The following is a 22,545-nucleotide window of genomic DNA, read 5'->3' as shown; positions in this document are numbered from 1 at the left end:
GATCGTACGGCGAGTCGGGCGAGCCAGCCATGCAGCGCCAACCGGGCACGCTGACTGCTTGTGCGGTACTGCAACATGGCAGACCAACAACAACGTGGAGTCCGCATGACGTCACCGCAGCCCAAGTCCTTTCGCCTTGGCCGCACGCTCGCCAGGATCATCGCATGGCTCGTCGCCGTTGTCGTCGTGTTGATTGTGGTGCTCGTCGTCTTCATCCTGACGTTCGACTGGAACCGCGCCAAACCCTATGTGAACGAAAAGGTCAGCGAGGCTATCGGACGGCCATTCGCGATCGAAGGCGATCTCAAGGTCGGCTGGCGTCGGCCGCCCGCCGAAAGAGGCTGGCGCTCGTGGGTGCCCTGGCCGCGGTTTTCCGCCACGCAAATTACCGTCGCCAATCCCGACTGGACGAAGGCCCCGCATTTCGCCACGCTCGACGAGATCGATTTCGAGGTGGCCGTACTGCCGCTTCTCGCGCACGACATCGTGATTCCGGCGATCAATCTCGTGAATCCGTCCGTCGACGTCGAGCGTCTGGTGGACGGGCGCAACAACTGGACTTTCAAGCTGCCCGCTTCGAGCGGGCCATCGACGTGGCGGCTCGATCTGCACGACATCACGTTCGCGAGCGGCAATATCGGCGTGAGCGACCAGCAGACGAAAACCGACGTGAAGATCGTCGTGAACCTGCTCGGCCAGGGCATCCCCATCGGCAAGGTGATGGAGGAGCAGGAGGCGGCTTCGCGCAAGGGTTCCGCGCAATTCATAGGCAGTGCGGGCGCGAAACGTCTGACGCAGCAGGTCAACAAGCAGCAGGCATCGGAGGCGGCCGCGGCCAGCGCGGCGGTGGAGGCGAGCGGCGCGGCGGCTTCGGGTGTCAGCGGCGCAGCGAGCGCCCCCGCAGCAGCTTCGCAGACGCTGGCCGCGAGCGGCGCCAGCGGCGCCGTCGTCGCCTCGGGCGCCGCGCCCGTACAGCCGGGCGCGAAGGAGCCGTTCTACGCGATCGGCTGGACGATCAAGGGCACGTATGGCAAGACGGCGCTTTCGGGCGATGGCAAGCTGGGCGGCGTGCTCGCCTTGCAGGACTCGAAGCGCCCGTTCCCGATCCAGGCCGACGTGCGCGCGGGCGACCTGCACATCGCGCTGGTCGGCACGATCACCGACCCGATGCATCTGGCCGCCGTCGATCTGCGGCTGTGGCTGCAAGGGCAAAGTCTGGCGCATCTGTACAACCTCACGGGCGTGACGCTGCCTGAAACGCCGCCGTATGCCACGGAAGGGCACTTCGTCGGCAATTTCAGGCGCGGCGCGAGCGTGTTCCGCTATGAGAACTTCACGGGTCGCGTGGGCGGCAGCGATCTGAACGGCACGGTGGTCTACCAGCAGCGCTCGCCGCGGCCGCTCCTGACTGGCCAACTGGTTTCGAACCTGCTCCAGTTCTCCGACCTCGCGCCGGTCATCGGCGCGGACAGCAAGGCGAGCAAGGCAAAGCGCGGCGATACCGTCAAGCAGCCGGCCGATCGCGTGATTCCGGTCGAGCCGTTCCGCACCGACCGCTGGAGCGCCATCGACGCCGATGTGAAGTTCACGGGCCGGCGCATCATCAAGCAAGGCAGTTTGCCGGTTCAGGACCTCTACACGCACGTTATCCTGACGAACGGCGTGCTCGTGCTCGATCCGCTGCAGTTCGGCGTGGCGGGCGGCACGCTCGGCACGCGCGTCTCGCTCGACGGCAGCGGTACGCCGCTCAAGGCGCGCGGCACGCTGGAGGCGCGTCACCTGAAGCTCAAGCAGTTGTTCCCGAACTTCAAGACGATGCAGTCGGCGCTCGGCGAAATCAACGGCGACGCTTCGCTCACTGCGACCGGCAACTCGCCGGCGGCGCTCGCCGCGACCTCGAACGGCGAGGCGAAGCTCCTCGTCACGCAGGGCGAGATCAGCAGGCTGCTCATGGAGGCGGCGGGCCTGAACGTGGCGAACGTGGTCTACGAGAAGTTGTTCGGCTCGCGCGACGTGAAGATCAACTGCGCGGCGGCCGATTTCGTCGCCACCAACGGCGTGCTCGATCCGCGCGTGTTCGCGCTCGACACCGACGACGCGGTGATCGACATCGACGGCCCGATCGACCTGCGCGACGAGTCGATGGACATGAAGGTCCATCCCCATACGAAGGGCTTCCGCGTCTTCAGCTTGCGCTCGCCGCTGTACGTGAAGGGCACCTTCAAGAACCCGCACGTGGGCGTGGACGCGACGGCGCTTGCGCTGCGCGGCGGGGCGATGATCGGGCTCGGCTTGATCAATCCGTTTGCCGCGCTGATTCCGCTGATCGCGCCGAGCAACAACAAGCCGCTGCCGTGCGACGCGCTGTTCGCGCAGATGCATCAGCATCCTGTGGCGCCGCCGCCGGGCCAGAAAATGCATGCGCTGCCCAAGACCGACCTGGGAAGCGGCGGGGCGAGCGCGGCGATGACGACGGATAAGGGGGATAAGGGAGACAAGTCGGCTCAGGGCGCGAAAGCAAGCCCGGCTACGCGCAACGCACCGTCGCCTGCATCGGCCGGCAAGCCGCAGGAAGGGCAGGAGCCGCTCTACAAGGGAAGCTGATTCGCGACGCGGAGCCGGAAAAAACCACAGCGCCGGGTCAATCGACCCGGCGCTGCGCGATAAACCAGGGAGTGGAAGGCGCGCTTAGCGCAACGAGCGTGGCGCGGTGTCGCCGGCGGCGTCCTGGCGACGCGTCACGCGCCGGGTGGTCATGGCCGGACGCGCCGCGCCGAACTCGGGCAACACGCGGCCGCGCGCGCGGCTGGCGAACACGAGAAAGCCGAAGCCGTCCGCCTCGTACCAGTAACCGCCGTTCTCGAGCCCTTCGATAGGCTGCTCGAGCGCATGCGCGATCGATTCGATGCAGCGCTTGCGCAATTCACTCGTACCCGGATAGGGCGGCTGCGCACCGCGCACGCTGCACAGGAGCACGTCGAGCCCCGGCAGGATATGCGCGTAGAGCACGGGCTCGTCCTGCGCGCGCGCACGCGCGATCTTGGTGTCGAGTTGACCGAATGGTTTGAAATGGCTCAGTACGGCGAGAAATGACTCGTCGCCGTCTGCCTTGACGCGTTTGCGCTTTTTCGGGAAGGACATAAAAATTCGCCTGAAAAAGGTGGATTGCAGTACACGCAGCGTTCCCATGCGACCACTCCCGGACTGGTGCGCCGCACGTCGATCCTTTATAGCACATGGATTTGCTGTCTTCATGAGGATAGAGACGGGGAAGGCCGGCCTTGACGGCGCGCGGACCGCCTGAAGCGATCCGGCCTGCGCGGCCCGGTTTGCTGCCCCTGTTTCAAAACCCTCAGTGCGTTCGCAAACGCCATGCCGGATCGCACGTCGCGCTCATGTAGATATCCCGGCGCTCTCTCGCTTGTCTGTGTCTCAATAATAGACCTGTGTGTGCGCTCGGTGTGGCGAATTGCCCTAAAAAAGCGGGTTTTTCACGCGGCGAGGTGCGGGGTGTCACATAGATTGTCATCCTGAAAAATCGCGCAGATAATGTTGCGATTCTGGGGAGCGCGGCGCCGCCCGGACCGCCACTATCCAGACCGCCATGAAACTGTTCGCCAAGGGGCTCTTGCTGATTGCGATTCCGAGCGCCGTCGAACTGGCGCTGCTCGGCCTTGTGTTCGACACCCAGGGCGAGGCGGCGCTCGCGGCGAGGCGCGCCGAAAACACCCAGCAAATCCTCTGGCAAGCCAACAGTCTCGCCGACCCGCTGCTGCGCGAGGCCGCGCGCGTGCGCACGGGCATCGTGCTCGAAGACCCTTCTTTCATCGATCGCCACGCCGTCTGGACCGAGTTCGCCGACCGCATCACGCTGCTCGCGCGCATGGTCGCCGACAATCCACCGCAACGCGCGCGCGTGGAGCACATGCGCGACGCCGCTTACGCGTGGCGCAAAGAAGCGAGCGATATTGCCGATGCGCTGCGCATGGGCCACAGCGCGCCGTTCGCGCGCGTGGCGGGCAACGGCATGCCCCCCGAGATCGAGACAGTGCGCGAGGTGCTCGGCGAGTTCATCGCGGAGGAAACGCGGCTCGACGAGGCCCGTGCGGCCATGCTGCGCGAGACGCGCGAGCGCCAGCAGGACGCGCTCATCTTCGCGGTGGTGGGCTCGATGCTGATCTGGGCGTTTACGGCCGTCGCGTTCGCGCGCAACGTGGGCGTGCGCCTGGCCGCCCTCGGCGCGAACGCCGAGCGTCTGCGGGACGGCGCGCCGCTCGCGCCCCCGCTCACGGGCAACGACGAAATCGCCGCGCTCGATGCGGTATTGCACGAGACGAGCGCGCGGCTGCGCGTGGCCGAGCGCGAGCAGGCCGCGCTGAAGGCGCAGCTCCAGGCGCGCGCCGCGGACCTCGCGAGCGCCAACGAGCATCTGCGCCAGGAGAGCCAGGACAACGAGATGTTCATCTACAGCGTGTCGCACGATTTGCGCTCGCCGCTCGTGAACCTGCAAGGTTTTTCGAAGGAGCTTCAGGTATCGTGCGACGACTTGCGCGCGCAGGTCGACGCGGCGCGGCTGCCCGAACACGAGTACCGCGAGATGGCCGAAGTGCTCGACGGCGACGTCGACGAATCGCTGCGATTCCTGCGTCAGGCCGTGGCGCGCGCGGCGGCCATCATCGACGCGCTGTTGCGTCTCTCGCGCTCCGGGCGTCTGGAATACCGCTGGCAGCGCGTGAACGTCGCGCGGCTCGTGGAGCGCGTGCTGGGCGGCATCGCCGGCGAACGCGCGCAGGCGGCGCGCATCGAGGTGGGCGAATTGCCGCCCGCCTGGGGCGACCCGGCGGCGCTCGAGCAGATATTCGGCAATCTCATTGAGAATGCACTGAATCACCTCGATCCCGCCCGGCCAGGCCGCGTCGAGATCGGCGCGCTCGCGGCAGGCGGCGAACCGGCCGGCGAACCCGGCAAAGGCACGGAAAAGGCCGCAGGGAAAGCCGAGGCCGGAGAGTCTCGCGAGCGTACGCGGACGTATTTTGTGCGCGACAATGGCGTTGGCATTGCGCAGGCATATCTGCCCAAACTGTTCCGCGCGTTTCAGCGGCTGCACGGCGGCGAATCGCCGGGTCAGGGCACTGGCCTCGCGCTCGCCAAACGCATTGTGGAACGGCACGGCGGGCGCATCTGGGTCGAATCGATCGAGGGCGCGGGCTCGACGTTCTTCGTCGCGCTGCCCGACCAGCCGTTGCGCACCGCCTAGCGCGAAGTGGGGCGGCCCACCGGCGCGCGCGGCGGGCAAGCTTTCAACAAGCTTCAAGAAGATCATGCAGGAAGTAGGAGAGTTGAGATGACGAACGGGGAACAGGTCAGCATCGTGCTGATCGAAGACGACGACGGGCATGCCACGCTGGTCGAGCGCAACCTGCGGCGTTCGGGGATCTCGAACGGCTTCCTGCGCTTTCGCGACGGCCAGGAGGCGCTCGATTACTTTTTCGGCGCGCCGGGCGACAACCCGGCTGCGGCGGCGAACTGGCCGTCGCGCGACACGCTCGGCAATTTCGTCGTGCTGCTGGACCTGCGCATGCCGCGCGTGGACGGCTTCGAGGTGCTGCGGCGCCTGAAGGCGGAGCCCGCCACGGCGTCGGTGCCGGTGATCGTGCTCACGACCACCGACGACCCCCGCGAAATCGAACGCTGCTACGAACTCGGCTGCAACGTGTACATCACGAAACCGGTGGAATATGACGCGTTCATCGAGGCTGTCCGCCGACTCGGCTTCTTTCTCCAGGTCGTCAAGCTGCCGCCGGGACACCGCTTCATCCAGGCGCGGCCGGCCGGCGCCCAGTAACGGAAAACGCACGCATCACGCATGGAATCATCACGCATTGGCAATCGAATGAAAGAACGGCGGGAACAACGGCGCGTGCCCGAGGGGACGCTTCGCGCATGACTGAGGAATCCACGATGCTGGACGGGGCGCGCGTGCTCGTCGTCGACGACGACGAAGGCATTCTGCGTCTCGCCCGCAAATCGCTTCTGCGCGCCGGTGCGCGCGTGGATACCTGCACGGGCGTCGGGGAGGCGCGCGCGTTGCTCGCCGTGCAGACGCCCGACGTGCTCGTGCTCGACTATCAGCTAGACGGCGCGGAAACGGGCCTCGACTTCTTTCGCCGCCTGCGTGCCGACGACGTGCGCGTGCCGGCCATCCTCGTGACCGGCTTCACCGACGAATCGCGCGTGATTGCGGCGCTGCGCGCGGGCGTCTCGGATGTGGTGCCGAAATCGGGCGACTATCTCGACTATCTGCCCGAAGCCGTCGCGCGCGTGCTCTCGCAAGTAGCGCTCCAGCGCGCCTCCGACGAAGCGCTGCTGCTGCGCGACCGTGAAGAGCACTACCGCACGCTCTCCGAAGCGCTGCCGCACCTCGTGCTCACCTGCGGCGCGGACGGCAATTGCGACTTCGTTTCGAAGCAGTGGCACGACTACACGGGACGCGGCGCCGGGCTCTCGCACGGTCTTGCCTGGCTCGATGCGGTGCACGCCGACGATCGCGAAGAGATCCGCCGCACGTGGCTCGAGGCCGTGCGCAGCGGCGCGACCGACTATCGCCACGATCTGCGGATTCGCCGCCACGATGGCGCTTATCGATGGTTCGATGTCCGAATCGTTGCGATGCGCGACCCGCGCGGCGGCGTGAACAAATGGTTCGGCAGTTGCACCGACATCGACTCGCAACGCGAAGCGACTGAGGAGCGCGAGCGCCTGCTGGCCTCCGAGCAGGCCGCGCGGCAGACCGCCGAAGAAGCCAACCGCGCGAAAGACCGCTTCCTGGCGATGCTCTCGCACGAGCTGCGCACGCCGCTGACGCCGGTGCTCGCGGGCACGCGTCTGCTGGAACAGATCCCGGGCTTGCCGGAGGCGGCGCGCTCGGGGGTGCTGATGATCCGCCGCAACATCGAACTCGAGGCGCGGATGATCGACGATCTGCTCGATCTCACGCGCGTGGCGAACGGCAAGCTGAGCCTCACGCTCGACACGGTTGACGTGCACGAGGTCATCGAAGCCGTGCTCGAACTCTTCCATAGCGAAATCCAGATCAAGCAGCAGGATGTGCACGTGGATCTCGGCGCGAAGCAGCATTACGTGCGCGGCGATCGCGCGCGGCTGCAGCAGATGCTCTGGAACCTCGTGCGCAACGCCGCGAAATTCACGCCCGACGGCGGCCACATTTACGTGCGTACGCGCGACGCGCGCATGCGCGTGGAGATCGAGGTCGAGGACACGGGCATCGGCATCGCGCCCGAGCAGATCGGCAAGCTCTTTCATGCCTTCGAGCAGGGCAGCCACAATCTCACGCGCCAGTTCGGCGGCCTCGGATTAGGTCTCGCGGTGACGCGGGCGCTGACTGAGGCGCATGGCGGAAGTGTGAGCGCGAAGAGCCCCGGCGCGCATTGCGGCGCGACGTTCACCATCGTGCTGCCGACCGCCGCGCGGGGTGAAGGGACGGCGTCGATCGCGGAACTGCGCGGACCGCATCGGGCGGGCGTGCTGAACGTCCTGCTGATCGAGGATCACGAGGACACCGCCGAGGTCATGTCGCAGTTGATGCGCGCGGGCGGTCACGAGGTGGCGGTGGCGGGCAGCGTGGCGCAGGCGCTCGCGCTTACCGCCAGCCACGCCTTCGACCTCGTGGTGAGCGATATCGGTCTGCCGGACGGCTCGGGCATCGACTTTATCCGCGTGTTTCGTGCGCAATCGACGGCGCCCGCCGTGGCGCTCACTGGCTTCGGCACCGACGACGACGTGCGGCGCAGCCTGGAAGCGGGCTTCACTGCCCATCTCACGAAGCCCGTGAACTTCGAGCAGCTCGAAAGGCTGATCGAAGAGGCCGTGGCCGCGCGCGCCGCGGCGACCGAGCCCGATTCCGCCGCGCCGGCTCCCTGATTCTTCCTGTTTTTTTGGGCACAAAAAACCCGCGCGGCCTTGCGGCGGCGCGGGTTTCGGGCTGAGTTCCTGCGTGGATCAGCGCGGATTGCTTTGCAGCGAATCGCGAATCTCGCGCAGCAGCAGCACGTCTTCGGGCGTGGGCGGCGGCGCGGCGGGCGCGGCTTCTTCCGGCTTGCGCAGCTTGTTGATGAACTTCACCATCAAAAAGATGATGAACGCGAGAATGACGAAGTTGATCACGGCGGTGATGAACGAGCCATAGCCGAACACGGCCACGCCCGCGGTCTGCAGATCCTTGTACGACTCGGGATTGCCTTTATAGCTGGGCGGAATGTGTCCCAGCCGCACGAACATGTTCGAGAAGTCGAGGCCGCCCGTGATCACGCCGATGACCGGCATGATGAGGTCTTTCACGACCGAGTTGACAATGCTCGAAAACGCGCCGCCGATAATCACACCGACGGCGAGATCCATCACGTTGCCTTTGACGGCGAATTCCTTGAACTCCTGGACGATGCTCATAAACGGGCTCTCCCTGAATAGCGCGGCACGGGGCTGGGGTCGATACGACGTATTGGCGCAATCATAGCGAACGCATCCGTATCGCGGTAGCAATTTGACATTCCCTGACGCTTTGCAAAACGCTTGCCAGGGGCGGCCGACGAAGTCCCGGAGGACGCACGCAGCGTGCCTGCCGCGCGGTTGGCAGGCACGCCTCGCGTCTTAGTACGCGAGCGAGATGTGCTCGTGAAAGGTCTGCGGGTCGGTGTTGGTGCCGCACAGCAGCACGCCCACGCGCTTGCCTTGCAGCGTGTCGCGCAGCGGCCCGAGCAGGCCGGCCGTGGCCGTGGCGCAAGCGGGTTCCACGGCGAGCTTGAGTTGCTCGAAGAGCACGCGCATGGCGCTGCGCAACGCGTCGTCGGAGACCGTGACGACGCGCTCGAGATGACGGCGGCACAGCGTATAGCTGTATTGCTCCGCGTGCGGAGCCATCAGCGAATCGGCGATCGAGTGCATGTGCGTCAGGCGCACCGTGTGGTTCGCCGCGAAGCTGCGGCTCATCACGTCCGAGCCCTCCGGCTCGACGCCATACACGCGCACGCGCGGATTCGCGAGCCGCAGCGCGGTGGCCACGCCCGCCGCAAGGCCGCCCCCGCCAATGGGCACGACGACCGCATCGAGATCGGGCGCCTGGGTCGCCCATTCGTAGCCGAGGGTGGCCGTGCCGAGCACGGTGCGATAGCCGTTGAACGGATGCACGAAATAGCGTCCTTCGTCGGCTTCGATACGGCGCACGATCTCGAACGCCTCGCTGCTGTTGCCCGCCACGACGATTTCCGCGCCAAGGCGCTGGCATTGCGCCACGCGCGCCGCGCTCGCGGTGCGAAAGAGCACGACTTTCGCGCTGATGCCGAGACGCATCGCCGCGTAGGCAACCGCAATGGCGTGATTGCCGCCCGAAACGCACGTGACGCCCGCGCTGCGCTGCGCGGCGTCGAGCGCCAGCAGATGCGTGAACGCGCCGCGCACCTTGAAGCTGCCGCTCGACTGCAGCAGTTCGAACTTGAAGTTCACGAGCGTCGCTTCGAGCGTAGACAGGTCGTGGCGATCGAACACGGGCGTGCGCAACACCCACGGCGCGAGCGCGAAATGCTGCGAGGCGATCTCGTCGAGCGTGGGAATCGCCTCACCGTCTATCGTGTGGCTGGTGGGCAGCGGCGCGGCGGTGGACATGATGGTGCGCGTTCAGCGGATTACTGTGCCAGGGCGTCGACGGACATGCCGTGCACGAGCTTGCGCAGGAATCCTTCGCATGCCGCGAGCTGTTCGAGCGAGACGTACTCGTTCGGCTTGTGCGCCTGCTGGATGTCGCCGGGGCCGCACACCACGCTCGGAATGCCCGCGCGTGCGAAGAGGCCCGCCTCGGTGCCGTAGGCGACCTTGCGGCGCGCCTGATCGGCGGTGAGCGCGCGCACGAGTTGCGTGATCGCGGCCTGCTCGGTGGCGTCGAGGCCGGGCGCCGCTGCGATCTTCGTGAACTCGATCGCGCCCACCGCGTGCTCGCGCTGCATTTTCGGCACGAGCGTTTCGCGCGCGTACTGCTCGATGCGCGCGAAGATCGTGTCGGGGTCGAGCGTCGGCAGATTGCGGAACTCGAATGCGAATCGGCATTCGGCCGGCACCGTGTTGATGGCGTTGCCGCCCTCGATCGTGCTGGTTTGCGCAGTCGTGAACGGCACGTCGTAAAGCTCGTCGAACGGGCCGCTCGCGCGGAACTCGTCGGCCATGTCGCGGATGTAGCAGATGAGGCGCGCGGCGTACTCGATCGCGTTCAGCCCGCGCGGCGTGAGCGACGAATGGGCGGCCTGGCCGCGCACGCAGCACTGATACGCGTTGATGCCCTTGTGCGCCACGATGGGGCGCATGCTCGTGGGTTCGCCCACGATGCAGCCTTCGGGCTTCACACCGCGCTTCACGAGTTCCTCGATCATGAGCGGCGCGCCCACGCAGCCCACTTCCTCGTCGAACGAGAGCGCGAAGTGCAGGGGCTTCGCGAGTTTCATCTGCTGGATTTCGGGCAGGAGCGTGAGCGCCGCGCCGATGAACCCCTTCATGTCGCAGGTGCCGCGGCCATAAAGCAGACCGTCGCGGATCTCGGGCTTGAACGGGTCGCTGTCCCACTTCTGGCCGTCTACGGGCACCACGTCGGTGTGGCCCGAGAGGACGATGCCGCCGTTCGTTTCGCCGTCGTGCGCGGGGATCGTGGCGAACAGGTTGGCCCATTTGCCGTCGCGGCCGTAGGTGAGCGTCGATTCGATGCCGCGCGCGCGCAGATCGTCGCGCACGGTCTCGATCAGGCCGAGATTCGGATGGCGGCTGACCGTATCCATCGAAACGAGGCGTTTGACCCAGGGAAGCGAGGCGGGAAGGGAAGCGGAAGGCGTGGACGACTGCGCTGTTTCAGCGGCGAGGGACATGTTGGACTCCGGCTTGCTTGTATGCTTCATCTTACCCAAAAAGAATGCGGCAAGCCAAAGCGGCGGGCAGTGCGGTGTCCCACGTAACGCGCGATCACGCCACCATGGCGCGCTGCAGCATGACGTGAAAACGCCCGTGCGGAGGTTAAACCGCGCGGGCGTCCCGAGGCGCTGCAAAAGGGTTTAGCGCGACGCGCCCGCGCGATTGGGCGCGCCGAGCGCCCGCAACGTTTCCTTCACGGTGGCCACGCGCACGGCGAGGTCGGGGCTGCGTGTTTCGATGCGCAGCTTGTCCTGCCCCGCGAGCTTGATGTGCTTGTGCTTCTGCACCATCTCGATGATGCGCATGGCGTCCACGGGCGGATTCGGCACGAACTGCAACCCGATGACCGCTTCGCCCGCATCGATCTTCGTGATGCCGAGCGGCTTGGCGGCCAGCCGCAGACGATGCGTTTCGATGAGCGCATGCGCCTGCGCCGGCATCTTGCCGAAGCGGTCGATCAATTCTTCCTGGATGCCGTCGATCGAATCGTCGTGCTCGCAGTTCGCGAGGCGCTTGTAGAGCGACAGGCGCTCCTGCACGTCGCCGCAGTAGTCGGCGGGCAGGATGGCGGGCGCGTGCAGGTTGATCTCGGTGGTCGCCGCGAGCGGCGCGTTGAGATCGGGCTCGCGGCCGTCCTTGAGCGCTTTCACGGCGTCGTTGAGCATGTCCGTGTAAAGCTGGAAGCCGATCTCCTGAATCTCGCCCGACTGCTTGTCGCCGAGCACTTCGCCCGTGCCGCGAATCTCCAGGTCGTGCATTGCCAGATAGAAGCCCGAACCGAGTTCTTCCATCTGCTGGATCGCTTCGAGACGGCGCTGCGCCTGCTTCGTGAGTCCTTGCGGATCGTGCACGAGCAGATACGCGTAGGCCTGGTGGTGCGAGCGCCCAACGCGGCCGCGCAACTGGTGAAGCTGCGCGAGGCCGAACTTGTCGGACCGGTGGATAAGAATCGTGTTCGCGGTCGGCACGTCGATGCCGGTTTCGATGATCGTCGTACAGAGCAGCACGTTCGCGCGTTGCGCCACGAAATCGCGCATCACGGCTTCGAGTTCGCGCTCGTGCATCTGGCCGTGCGCCACGGCGATACGCGCTTCGGGCACGAGCGCTTCGAGCATCGCGCGGCGGTTCTCGATGGTTTCGACCTCGTTGTGCAGGAAGTACACCTGGCCGCCGCGCTTGAGTTCGCGCAGCATGGCCTCGCGAATCACGCCGTCTTCCTCGCGGCGCACGAAGGTCTTGATGGCGAGGCGCTTCTGCGGCGCGGTCGCGATCACGGAGAAGTCGCGCAGGCCCTCAAGCGCCATGCCGAGCGTGCGCGGAATCGGCGTGGCGGTGAGCGTGAGCACGTCCACTTCCGCGCGCAGCGCCTTGAGCGCTTCCTTCTGGCGCACGCCGAAGCGGTGTTCCTCGTCGATGATCACGAGCCCGAGGCGCTTGAACTGCACATCGGACGAAAGCAGCTTGTGCGTGCCGATCACGATATCGACGCTGCCGTCGTTGATCTGCTGGATCGCGCCCGTCACTTCCTTTGCGCTCTTGAAACGCGACAGCTCGGCGATGCGCACGGGCCAGTCGGCGAAGCGGTCCGTGAAGGTTTGCGTGTGCTGCTCCGCGAGCAGCGTGGTGGGCGAAAGAATCGCCACCTGCTTGCCGCCCATCACGGCGATGAACGCCGCGCGCAACGCCACTTCCGTCTTGCCGAAGCCCACGTCGCCGCACACGAGGCGGTCCATCGGCTTGCCGCTCGTCATGTCGCCGATCACGGCCGCGATGGCGGCGGCCTGGTCGGGCGTTTCCTCGAAGCCGAAGCTCTCCGCGAACTTCACGTAGTCTTTCGGTTCGAGCGCGAACGCATGGCCCTCGCGCGCGGCGCGGCGCGCGTAGAGATTCAGAAGCTCTGCCGCCGTGTCGCGAATCTGCTGGGCGGCCTTGCGGCGCGCCTTTTCCCACTGGCCCGAACCGAGCGCATGGAGCGGGGCGCTGTCGGGGTCTGCGCCGCTGTAGCGCGAGATTACGTGCAATTGCGACACCGGCACGTAGAGCTTGCTGCCGTTCGCGTATTCGAGGTGCAGGAATTCGGTGTCGCCTTCGCCGAGGTCCATCGTCACGAGGCCGTGATAGCGGCCGATGCCGTGCTGCGCATGAACCACCGGATCGCCGACCTTGAGTTCGGAGAGGTCGCGCACCATCGAATCGACGTTGCTCGCCTGTTCCTGACGGCGGCGACCGGCGCGGCGAGCGAGCGGCCCGTAAAGCTCGGTTTCGGTAATGACCGCGAGTTCCTCGCCCGGCAGCGAAAAGCCCGTGGAAAGCGGCGCGACGCCCAGCGAAAAACGCTCGTCGCCGGTGAGCCAGTCCGCGAAGCTGTCGGCGCCCGCGGGGCGCAGGTGATTGTCGGCGAGCAGTTGCGCGATGGTCTCGCGCCGGCCCGCCGATTCCACCGCGAACAGCACGCGATTCTTCGTCGTGTCGAGCCAGGCGCGCAGCGAGGCGAGCGGGTCGTCGGCGTGGCGGTCGATCGCGAGGTTCGGCAGCGCCGTGGCCCAGCCGCCCTCGCTCGCGGCGGGCAGCACGAGGCGCGCGAAGGGCTTCGCGAACGCGAAGAAGTCCTCGTCGGTCAGGAAGAGGCGCTGCGGCTCCAGGATCGGCCGCTCGCGGTCGTGCGAGAGGAAGTTGTGGCGCTGCTTCGTGTCGTTCGTAAAGCGGCGGATCGAGGCGTCGAGGTCGCCCGAGAACACCAGTTGGGCGTTTTCCGGCAGGTAGTGAAAGAGCGTGGCCGTCTCTTCGAAAAAGAGCGGCAGATAGTATTCGATGCCCGCCGACGGCACGCCGCTGCCGATGTCCTTGTAGATCGTCGCGCGGCTCGGATCGCCCTCGAACACCTCGCGCCAGCGGCTGCGAAACGCCGTGCGCGCGGCTTCGTCGAACGGGAACTCGCGGCCGGGCAGGAGGCGCACGTCTTTCACGGGATAGAGGCTGCGCTGGCTGTCGGGGTCGAACGCGCGAATCGAGTCGACCTGATCGTCGAAGAGGTCGATGCGGTAGGGCAGCGGCGAGCCCATCGGAAAGAGGTCGATGAGCGAGCCGCGCACGCAGTATTCGCCCGGACGCACCACCTGGCTCACGTGCTCGTAGCCCGCGAGCGTGAGCTGCGACTTGAGCTTCGCTTCGTCGAGCCGCTCGCCCTGCGAGAACGAGAACGTATAGGCCGCGAGGAACGACGCGGGCGGCATGCGGTAGAGCGCCGTGGTGGCCGGCACGATGAGGATGTCGCAGCGGCCTTCGCCGAGATCGTGGAGCGTGGCCAGTCGCTCGGAAACGAGGTCCTGGTGCGGCGAGAACGTGTCGTACGGCAGCGTTTCCCAGTCGGGCAGGAGGCGCACGCGCGCCTCGGGCGCGAAGAAAGGAATTTCCTGGGCGAGCCGCTGCGCGTCCACGGCGCTTGCGCAGATCACGGCCAGCAGCGGCGCACGCGTGGCGCCGGCGCGCGCGGCCTCGCGGTAGCGGGCGATCAGGAGCGCGTCGGACGAGCCGTGCGTGCCGTCGAACGCGTAGCGCTGCCCCGGCTTGACGACGGCAACGGGGGACGGGGACTGCGAGGAAGCGGCGATATCGGACATGGGCAACAGGGTGGCCGACGCGTGTGTCGGCGCTTGTGTCGGTATGGTGGCCAGTTCAGTTCTGGCGGGGTGCAACGCCAGAATATGGGGGCCGGTTTCCGGTCTTCAAGTGTGTTCGGCGCGCAATGCCGACGTTTTGCGGGCGTCCGGCGTGCGGGTAAGGGACCTATTATAAAATCCGTCCTTTACTTTGACTCCTGCGGCTCGCGACACCGTGACTTCACGCCTCTTTGCCCTGATTCCGTGCGCCGGCACCGGCAGCCGTTCGGGCTCGGCCATGCCGAAACAATATCGAATCGTCGCCGGACGCGACCTCCTGCACTATACGCTCGCCGCTTTCGACGCCTGCAACGAATTCTCGCAGACGCTCGTGGTGCTGTCCCCCGACGATACCCACTTCGACGCCCGGCGCTTCGGTGGCTTGCGCTTTGCCGTGCGCCGCTGCGGGGGCGCCTCGCGCCAGGCTTCGGTCTACAACGGCCTCGCCGCGCTCGCCGAATTCGGCGCAACCGACGACGATTGGGTGCTCGTGCACGACGCCGCGCGCCCCGGCATCACGCCCGCGCTGGTCCGCACGCTCGTCGGGGCGCTCAAGGACGACCCGGTGGGCGGGATCATGGCGCTGCCGGTGGCGGACACGCTCAAGCGCGTCGCGCCGAAGGATCCCGCGGCGCCCGGCACCCACATCGCGCGCACCGAATCGCGCGACGGCCTCTGGCAGGCGCAGACTCCGCAGATGTTCCGCATCGGCATGCTGCGCACGGCAATCGAGCGCGCGCAGCAAGACGGTCACGACCTCACCGACGAAGCGAGCGCGATCGAGTGGCTCGGCCACGCGCCGCGCCTCGTGCAGGGCAGCCTGCGCAATTTCAAGGTGACGTACCCCGAAGACTTCGCGCTCGCCGAAGCGATCCTCAGCCGGCCCGCGGAATAACCGCACCGTCATCTCTTTCCCCGAAACCCCGGAACCCCACAACATGGACATCAGAATCGGACAAGGCTACGACGTGCACGCACTGGTGCCCGGCCGTCCGCTCGTGCTCGGCGGCGTGACAATCCCGTACGATCGCGGCCTGCTCGGCCACTCGGACGCCGACGTCCTGCTGCACGCCATTACCGACGCGCTGTTCGGCGCGGCCGCGCTCGGCGACATCGGCCGCCATTTCCCGGACACCGACAAGCAGTTCTACGGCGCGAACAGCCGCGTGCTGCTTCGCGAATGTCTGCGCCGCGTGCAGGAGGCAGGCTTTACGCTCATGAACGTCGATACCACGGTGATCGCCCAGCAGCCCAAGCTCGCGCCTCACATCGAATCGATGCGCAGGACGATTGCCGAAGATCTGAATCTGCCGGTCGAGCGCGTGAACGTGAAGGCGAAAACGAACGAAAAGCTCGGCTATCTCGGCCGCAGCGAAGGAATCGAAGCGCAGGCGGCGGTACTCCTGCTCCGCGCGTGAATCGCGCGCGTTCAACTTATCGGTTTTGAAAATTTGAACGGGGCACGCAGGGCCCGTGCCTGCTTGCGGCGTGACGACGATGATTGCACCTGCAATCATCGCCATGGCTTTTCTTGCCGATTAATTTCCGTTTTTTTCGTCCCATACTGAACCGGTAACCGGAAGTGGGGAGGGCAATGGCGGGAGTTGAAAAACGCGTGAGAGGCCTCGACGGCCTGCGGGCGCTCGCAGTCGTGCTCGTGTTCCTCTCGCACAAGGCCCACGTCGATGCGGTCGATGCAGGCAAAATCGGCGTCTGGCTGTTCTTTTTGATCAGCGGCTATCTGATCGTCGGCGAGCTGCATCGCAATCGGGTTCGCATCGAACAGCGCGGCGCGCGCACGGCCGCGCTGCTTTATGTGTTCTTCATGAAGCGCACGCTGCGCATATTCCCCGTGTATTACCTGCTGCTCATTGCGCTCACCCTCGCGCACGCGAGCTTCTATCAGCGCGATGTCGATCTGGGGCTCGCGTGGCATTTCGTATTCCTCTCCAATTACTGGATCGGCGTGGTGCACGACGGCTGGCCCGGCACGGTTTCGCATTTCTGGAGCCTCGCGGTCGAGCAGCAGTTCTATCTCGTCGCGCCGTTCGCGTTGCTGTTCGTGCGCGCGTCGCGCCATCTCGCGCTCTGCGCGGCGGTTGTCGCGGCGGCTGCGTGCGCGCATCTCGCGCTATACGAGGAAGGCGCGATCGCGCCGCTCGTCTACGCGTTTTCGCCATGGAATTTCGCCATGCTCGCGCTGGGCGGCGCGCTGGCGATTGGTGGCGCGCGCGTGCCGTTGCGTTCCGGGGCGGCGGCCGCGGTGTGGTTCGTCGCGGCCAGCGCGGGGATCGCGGGCTTTGCGCTGGCGCGTGCCGATTGCGCTGAAAGTGTTACCCGCGCCGCGCTGCTGCCGGGCTTCTTCGACATCGGGCTCGCGCTCTCGCTCGGCGCGCTGTTCCTGTGGCTCGTGCGCCGCCAGGACAGCGTGCTCGTCGCGGCGCTGGAGGCGCGTCCGCTTGCCTATCTCGGCACGATCAGCTACGGCTTCTACCTCTTTCACAACTTCGTGCCGTCGCGCCTGGGCGTGGCACCGGCGCTGTATGCACGGTTGCACGTGCCCGACGCGGCGCAGCCGGTCCTCGCCCTCATGCTCCAGTTCGCGCTGGCCGTGCTACTCGCGCATCTGTCGTGGCAAGTGCTCGAAAAACGCGTGCTCGAGTGGAAGCGGCCGCTGGAAACAGCGATACGCAACCGCTTGCCCGCGCGCGCCGCGGCGAGCCGGACGTGATGTGCCCGAATGCATGCCCGAAAGCGTGCCCTAGAGCGTCGCGCCGCCGACTTCGCGATCGCCCGGGCACAGTTCGCCGGTCTGCAGCCCGTCGAGCACGCGCAGGACTTCCTCGGCGCTGCGCCCGACATTCAGGTTGTTCACCGTGACATGCTGGATCGTGTTGTCGGGATCGACGATGAACGTCGCCCGCAGCGCTACGCCCGCTTCCTTGTCGCGTATGCCGAGCTGGTCGATGAGTTCGCCCTTCACGTCGCCGAACGAATAGTGATTGAGGCGATCGAGCGTCTTGTCCTCGCGCCGCCACGCGAGCTTCACATATTCGTTGTCGCAACTGCCGCCCATCACGACCGTTTCCCGGTCATCGAATTCCTTGATGAGTCTTGCGAACGCGATGATCTCGGTGGGGCAAACGAGCGTGAAATCCTTGGGGTAGAAGTAGATGACTTTCCACTTGCTGGCGAAAGTCTGCTCGGTGATCTCGATGAACGCCGATTCGCCGTTTTCCTCGGGATGGTTGAAGCCGGGCTTCGCGGCGGTGACGGTAAAGGCTTCGAGTTTGTCGCCGACGGTTTTCATGGCGGGGCTCCTCAGACGAGTGGCGGGCCGCGCGGCCCGCGTTGACGCCGCGCGCGCAAGGCGCGACGCGGCATGCCGATGAAAACGATTGTCGCAGGTGCGGGCGGCGCGTGGCGCGAGGGTGCGCCGCCGCCGCTTCTGCTCAGGCGAGGGAAGGGTTCAGACGCCCTTGGCGAGCGGGAATTCGATCGTCACTTCGAGGCCCGGGCCCGGCAGCCGGTTGCGCAGGCGCAGCGCGCCGCGATAGCGGCCCACGAGACGTTGCACGATCGCCATGCCGAGCCCCGTGCCGTTGGCCTGCGTACGAGCCGTGTCGACGCGGTAGAACGGCCGCGTGACGAGCGGGAGCTGATCCTCGGGAATGCCCGGGCCTTCGTCGACCACCGAAAGCTCGACGCGCGAATGCGACACGCGCGTTTCGAGCATGATGTGCGGGATGCCGTCGGTTTCACTCGCGCCGTACTTGCGCGCGTTTTCGATGAGGTTGCCCACCACGCGGCGCATGTCGGTTTCGTCGGCTTCGATCATGGCCGAAGGCGCGAACCGCGTGATGAGCCGCACGCCGTCTTCGGTCGCCATGCGCGCCGCCATCTCGCCGGCAATGATCGAGAGATCGACCCGCTCGGGCATGCGCTGGGCAGGCCGCGCGTAATCGAGGAAGCGGCCGATGATCATGTCCATCTGCTCGATGTCGTCGATCATCGCGTCCTTCGTCGCCTGGTCGGACGGGCTCATTTCCGTTTCGAGCCGCAGGCGCGCAAGCGGCGTGCGCAAATCGTGCGAAATGCCGGCGAGCATCAGCGCGCGGTCGGCCTCTAGCTGCTCGAGGTCGCGCACCATCTGGTTGAACGAACGATTCGTTTCGGCAGCGACGCCCATGCCGCTTTCGGGCAAGGGCGCGGGCGACTGCCCGGAGCCCAGCATACGCGCCGACATGGCGAGGCGCGCGAACGGCCGGTTCACGAGACTCGTGATGAAGGCGGCCCCGAAGAGCGATAGCGCGAGCGCGGAGACGCCCCATCCGACCCACTGCAGGCCCGTGACGTTGTCGAGCTGGTCGCGGTCTAGCGCGACCCAGTAGTCGTCGTCGTCGATCTTGAAGCTGATCCACACGCCCGGAATGTCGTTCACGGACTGAGCGATGATCGTGTCGTCGCCAAGACGCCCGCGAATGTCATGTTCGATCAGGCGATTGAGCGACTCGTCGGGCTGGAGCCGGTACTTGTCCGTGGTTTCGCGCGGGTACACGCGCACGCCCTCGTTGCTCTCGAGATCCTGGAGCAGCGCGCGGCGCAGATCGGGATCGGAGTAAAGGAGCGCCGTGCGCGTGAGCTTCACGATCGCGACGAGCTGAAGCGCCACGCGCTGCGCGCGCGGCTCCCGCTCGATCACGCGAAAGCTCTGGAACCACGCGGCCAGACTGACGGCGATGAGCAGGGCGATCAACAGGAAGGTACGCCAGAACAGATCGCCGAACGCGAGCGTGAGCAAACGCCGGTCAATCCGCATGGACCCTTCCCGTTTCAACAGAGGCAGTGCAGACAACGAGATACCATCCAGGATCAGGCGGCGCCGTCGGGAATGAACACGTAGCCAAGTCCCCAGACGGTTTGAATGAAGCGCGGGCTACCCGGATCGGGTTCGATGAGCTTGCGCAGACGCGAGATCTGGACGTCGAGGCTGCGGTCGAACACTTCGTATTCGCGGCCGCGCGCCAGTTCCATGAGCTTTTCGCGCGAGAGCGGCTGGCGCGGATGACGCGCGAACACCTTGAGCACCGAGAATTCGCCCGTGGTGAGCGGAATTTCCTGGCCGGCCTTGGTGAGCGTACGCGTGGCGAGATTCAGGGCGAATTCGCCGAACTCGAAGACTTCGGTGGTTTCCGAGGGCGCGCCCGGCAGTTCGGACGGCGCCTGGCGGCGCAGCACCGCGTGAATGCGTGCGACGAGTTCGCGCGGGTTGAAGGGCTTGGGCAGATAGTCGTCGGCGCCCATTTCGAGGCCGACGATGCGATCCACGTCCTCGCCCTTGGCGGTGAGCATGATGATGGGCGTGCGGTCGTTGCTGCCGCGCAGACGGCGGCAGATCGAGAGGCCGTCCTCGCCGGGCAGCATGAGATCGAGCACGAGCAGGTCGAAACGCTCGCGCACCCACAGCTTGTTCATGGCGGGGGCGTTTTCGGCCACGTAGACGTTGAAGCCTTGCTCGCCGAGGTAGCGGCGCAGCAGATCCCGCAGCCGGGGATCGTCATCGACAACGAGAATTTTGGACGGGTTTTTGGTTTCCATGCCTGGCATCTTAGCGCGATTGGATACTGATGCGAGTTTGCACCAATTATCGGGTTACAGTCAGTTACAAAATTTACCCGTGCTGTGCCACGGCGGCAAGCACTGACAGATAGACTTCTTTACGGAAAGCGGCAGTTCGGTAGATACTTCATTCGACTTTAAAATTCATGCCCGCGCCGAGCCGGGTTCGCACATGTATTCGAGGTAGCCGTTTGCCGCGTCAAGAAGGGAAAAAAACGATGGGAGGGGTCAGGCCGACAATGCGCCACACCATGCTTGCACTGGCGCTAGCCGGTGGCGTGGTGGCCGCGCTGGAGTCGGCGTCGGTCCTGGCCCAGCCCTTCGCGGACCGCTCCGAGAATTCGCAGTCCGGCGCTCGTTCTCCGGGCGGCAAACCGTCCATACGGCGCGTGCGCAGCGATCAGATCCCGCATCCCGCATCCGACATCAACCAGCGTCCCGCCGTTCCCCCCGACCTCGATCAGCGTCGCCGCGACGGCCATATGACGCCCGACGAGCGGCGGCTCCTGCGTCAGCATATCGAAGACGCCGTGCGCGAACTTTACAAGCGCTGATACCGCGTCCTTCGTCCCGATTACGTTTACACAATTCTCTTTCCGCGATTTTTACCGGCGTGAAGGCGTGCATTCGCGCCGCCGGAACGCGCGCTGAAAAATACCGTAGCAATTGCGTCGTCAACATCCATTTCGCCACAGCCGTTAAGCCGGTACATTCATTGATCGCGCCGGCGGTTTCGCCGTGGGCCCATTCATCATGAGCGACTCCAGACGGTCGAAGCGCAACGCGCAGTTCGCCACGGACGCCTCGGCGCCCGACGACGGCGCGGCTGCGCTGCTCGACGCCGACGACGCCCGCCATCTTCTTGTGCGCACGGGCTTCGCGCCGCGTGAGAGCGAAGTCGCGCCTTATGTAGGGCTCACGCGGGAGCAGGCCGTCGCGCGGCTCATCGGCGGCGCGCGCAGTGAAGCGCTCACGCCGCTGCCGGCATGGACGGTCGAAGTGCCGCCAAGCCGGGCGCAGCGCAGCGCGTGGACTCCGGAGGAACGCCAGCAAGCGCAGCGTCAGCGCGGGGCGCGCTATGACGAATTGCGTGCGTGGTGGTTGCGCGAGATGCTCGTCACGCCTTCGCCGCTGACCGAGCGCATGACGCTCTTCTGGCACAACCACTTCACCTCGGGTCAGGACAAGGTCGGCGAGCCGCAGTTGATGGCGGCGCAAAACGCGCTCTTGCGGCGCGACGCGCTGGGCAGTTTCGCGAGCATGCTGCATGCCGTCGCGAAGGATCCCGCGATGCTGCTTTACCTCGACGGCGCGAGCAACCGCAAGGGCAGGCCCAACGAGAATTTCGCGCGCGAAGTGATGGAGCTGTTCACGCTGGGCGAAGGGCAGTACTCGCAGCGCGACGTTGCCGAAGCTGCGCGCGCTTACACGGGTTGGAGTCTCGATCCCGATACGCAGGCATTCGTCTGGCGCGCCGATCTGCACGATGGCGGCGAGAAGATCGTGCTTGGGCGCAGCGGCGCATTCGATGGAGATGCGGTGCTCGACATCCTGCTCGCGCAGCCGCAAACTGCCCGGTATGTATCGGGCAAGCTGTGGCGCGAATTCATCTGCGCCACGCCCGACGATGCGCAACTCGAAAGCATCGCCGATCGTTTTCGCGCGAGTGGTTATGAGGTCGGCGCGGCGCTTCGCGCGCTGCTCGTGACTCCCGCGTTCTGGGACGAGCGCAACCGCGGTGTGCTCGTGACTTCGCCGGTGGAGTTTATCGTCGGCACGATGCGGCGGTTCGACGTCGCGTATGGCGACACGCTGCCGTTCGCACGCCGCGCGGCCGCGCTGGGCGAGAACCTGTTTTACCCGCCGAACGTGAAGGGGTGGCCCGGCGGGGCCTCGTGGATCAACAGCTCGACGCTGCTCGCGCGCAAGCAGTTCGTCGAGCAACTGTTTCGCGCGACGGAAACCGGCCGGCCGCATGCCTTGGCCGCGCCCGCGAAGGTCGCCGCGGGCATGCCGCAAAGCATGTCGAACGCACCGGGCGCGCCGAACGCCATGCGGCGCGATGCGTTGCAAGGCGGCATGCGCTTCGATCTGGACGGCTGGCTCGCGCGCTACGGTCTCACCGCCGATGCCACGCCCGGTCTTTCTGCGCAATTGCAGATGCAGCATGCCGTCCTGCCGCTCGCGCCCGTCGATGCGATTGCGGTCGGCAGCAGCGGGGAGGCATATCTCCAGGCACTGCTGATGGATCCGGTGTATCAGTTGAAATGAAGCGTGGATATGACCAGCCGAATCCCTGGCG

At 66.1% G+C, this 22,545-nt stretch carries 17 protein-coding genes; 9 read left to right on the top strand and 8 right to left on the bottom strand.

What is annotated here, in order from left to right; translation table 11 throughout:
- Positions 1-105 precede the first annotated feature (105 nt).
- Complete coding sequence (locus tag U5768_RS09135; RefSeq protein WP_322030035.1) at positions 106-2,604, top strand: AsmA family protein; 2,499 nt, start codon at positions 106-108, stop codon at positions 2,602-2,604.
- A gap of 84 nt (positions 2,605-2,688) precedes the next feature.
- Here U5768_RS09135 and U5768_RS09130 read toward each other — a convergent pair whose 3' ends face one another.
- On the bottom strand, positions 2,689-3,189 hold the full coding sequence (locus tag U5768_RS09130) for a hypothetical protein (RefSeq protein ID WP_322030034.1): 501 nt from the start codon (positions 3,187-3,189) through the stop codon (positions 2,689-2,691).
- 415 nt (positions 3,190-3,604) lie between these two features.
- Between U5768_RS09130 and U5768_RS09125 the strand changes: the two genes are divergently transcribed.
- The 3 genes from U5768_RS09125 (at position 3,605) to U5768_RS09115 (ending at position 7,941) form a co-directional block, all read left to right on the top strand.
- Complete coding sequence (locus U5768_RS09125) at positions 3,605-5,257, top strand: sensor histidine kinase (protein WP_322030033.1); 1,653 nt, start codon at positions 3,605-3,607, stop codon at positions 5,255-5,257.
- 87 nt (positions 5,258-5,344) lie between these two features.
- Positions 5,345-5,845, top strand: a complete 501-nt coding sequence (locus U5768_RS09120) for a response regulator (RefSeq protein WP_322030032.1) — start codon at positions 5,345-5,347, stop codon at positions 5,843-5,845.
- 98 nt (positions 5,846-5,943) lie between these two features.
- On the top strand, positions 5,944-7,941 hold the full coding sequence (locus U5768_RS09115; protein ID WP_322030031.1) for a response regulator: 1,998 nt from the start codon (positions 5,944-5,946) through the stop codon (positions 7,939-7,941).
- A gap of 78 nt (positions 7,942-8,019) precedes the next feature.
- On the opposite strand, the gene mscL is transcribed toward U5768_RS09115, so the two are convergent.
- The 4 genes from mscL to mfd form a co-directional block, all read right to left on the bottom strand.
- Positions 8,020-8,466, bottom strand: a complete 447-nt coding sequence (gene mscL, locus U5768_RS09110) for a large conductance mechanosensitive channel protein MscL (RefSeq protein ID WP_322030030.1) — start codon at positions 8,464-8,466, stop codon at positions 8,020-8,022.
- 201 nt (positions 8,467-8,667) lie between these two features.
- Positions 8,668-9,678 carry a threonine/serine dehydratase gene (locus U5768_RS09105; protein WP_322030029.1) on the bottom strand — a complete coding sequence of 337 codons (1,011 nt, stop codon included), beginning with the start codon at positions 9,676-9,678 and terminating at the stop codon, positions 8,668-8,670.
- Between the two features lie 20 nt (positions 9,679-9,698).
- A complete protein-coding gene (argE, locus tag U5768_RS09100) occupies positions 9,699-10,922 on the bottom strand; it encodes an acetylornithine deacetylase (RefSeq protein ID WP_322030028.1) in 1,224 nt (407 codons plus the stop codon).
- 183 nt (positions 10,923-11,105) lie between these two features.
- Positions 11,106-14,585: a transcription-repair coupling factor gene (gene mfd, locus U5768_RS09095; protein WP_322030027.1), complete on the bottom strand. Its 3,480-nt coding sequence runs from the start codon at positions 14,583-14,585 to the stop codon at positions 11,106-11,108.
- Between the two features lie 214 nt (positions 14,586-14,799).
- Between mfd and ispD the strand changes: the two genes are divergently transcribed.
- From ispD to U5768_RS09080, 3 genes are all read left to right on the top strand, one after another.
- The gene (gene ispD, locus U5768_RS09090; protein ID WP_322030026.1) at positions 14,800-15,519 is read left to right on the top strand and encodes a 2-C-methyl-D-erythritol 4-phosphate cytidylyltransferase; all 720 of its coding nucleotides are present in this window, start codon (positions 14,800-14,802) and stop codon (positions 15,517-15,519) included.
- Between the two features lie 43 nt (positions 15,520-15,562).
- Positions 15,563-16,042, top strand: a complete 480-nt coding sequence (ispF, locus tag U5768_RS09085) for a 2-C-methyl-D-erythritol 2,4-cyclodiphosphate synthase (RefSeq protein ID WP_322030025.1) — start codon at positions 15,563-15,565, stop codon at positions 16,040-16,042.
- A 176-nt stretch (positions 16,043-16,218) separates the two neighbouring features.
- On the top strand, positions 16,219-17,355 hold the full coding sequence (locus U5768_RS09080) for an acyltransferase (RefSeq protein WP_322030024.1): 1,137 nt from the start codon (positions 16,219-16,221) through the stop codon (positions 17,353-17,355).
- Positions 17,356-17,385: 30 nt separating this feature from the next.
- On the opposite strand, the gene U5768_RS09075 is transcribed toward U5768_RS09080, so the two are convergent.
- The 3 genes from U5768_RS09075 to ompR all read right to left on the bottom strand — a co-directional run bounded on the left by U5768_RS09075 (position 17,386) and on the right by ompR (position 20,231).
- Positions 17,386-17,934, bottom strand: a complete 549-nt coding sequence (locus U5768_RS09075) for a peroxiredoxin (RefSeq protein ID WP_322030023.1) — start codon at positions 17,932-17,934, stop codon at positions 17,386-17,388.
- A gap of 159 nt (positions 17,935-18,093) precedes the next feature.
- Positions 18,094-19,443, bottom strand: coding sequence for an ATP-binding protein (locus U5768_RS09070; RefSeq protein ID WP_322030022.1), 1,350 nt, complete (start codon positions 19,441-19,443; stop codon positions 18,094-18,096).
- A 53-nt stretch (positions 19,444-19,496) separates the two neighbouring features.
- Entirely contained in the window at positions 19,497-20,231 is a 735-nt protein-coding gene (gene ompR, locus U5768_RS09065; protein WP_027814652.1) for a two-component system response regulator OmpR, read from the bottom strand.
- 251 nt (positions 20,232-20,482) lie between these two features.
- Between ompR and U5768_RS09060 the strand changes: the two genes are divergently transcribed.
- Both U5768_RS09060 and U5768_RS09055 read left to right on the top strand, forming a co-directional pair.
- Positions 20,483-20,797, top strand: coding sequence for a hypothetical protein (locus tag U5768_RS09060; RefSeq protein WP_322030021.1), 315 nt, complete (start codon positions 20,483-20,485; stop codon positions 20,795-20,797).
- 199 nt (positions 20,798-20,996) lie between these two features.
- On the top strand, positions 20,997-22,514 hold the full coding sequence (locus U5768_RS09055) for a DUF1800 domain-containing protein (RefSeq protein WP_322030020.1): 1,518 nt from the start codon (positions 20,997-20,999) through the stop codon (positions 22,512-22,514).
- Positions 22,515-22,545: the final 31 nt, after the last annotated feature.

The sequence above is a fragment of the Paraburkholderia sp. J76 genome (genome assembly GCF_905220295.1).
Classification (GTDB): Bacteria; Pseudomonadota; Gammaproteobacteria; order Burkholderiales; family Burkholderiaceae; genus Paraburkholderia.
This window is presented reverse-complemented; position numbering and strand designations above follow the sequence as displayed.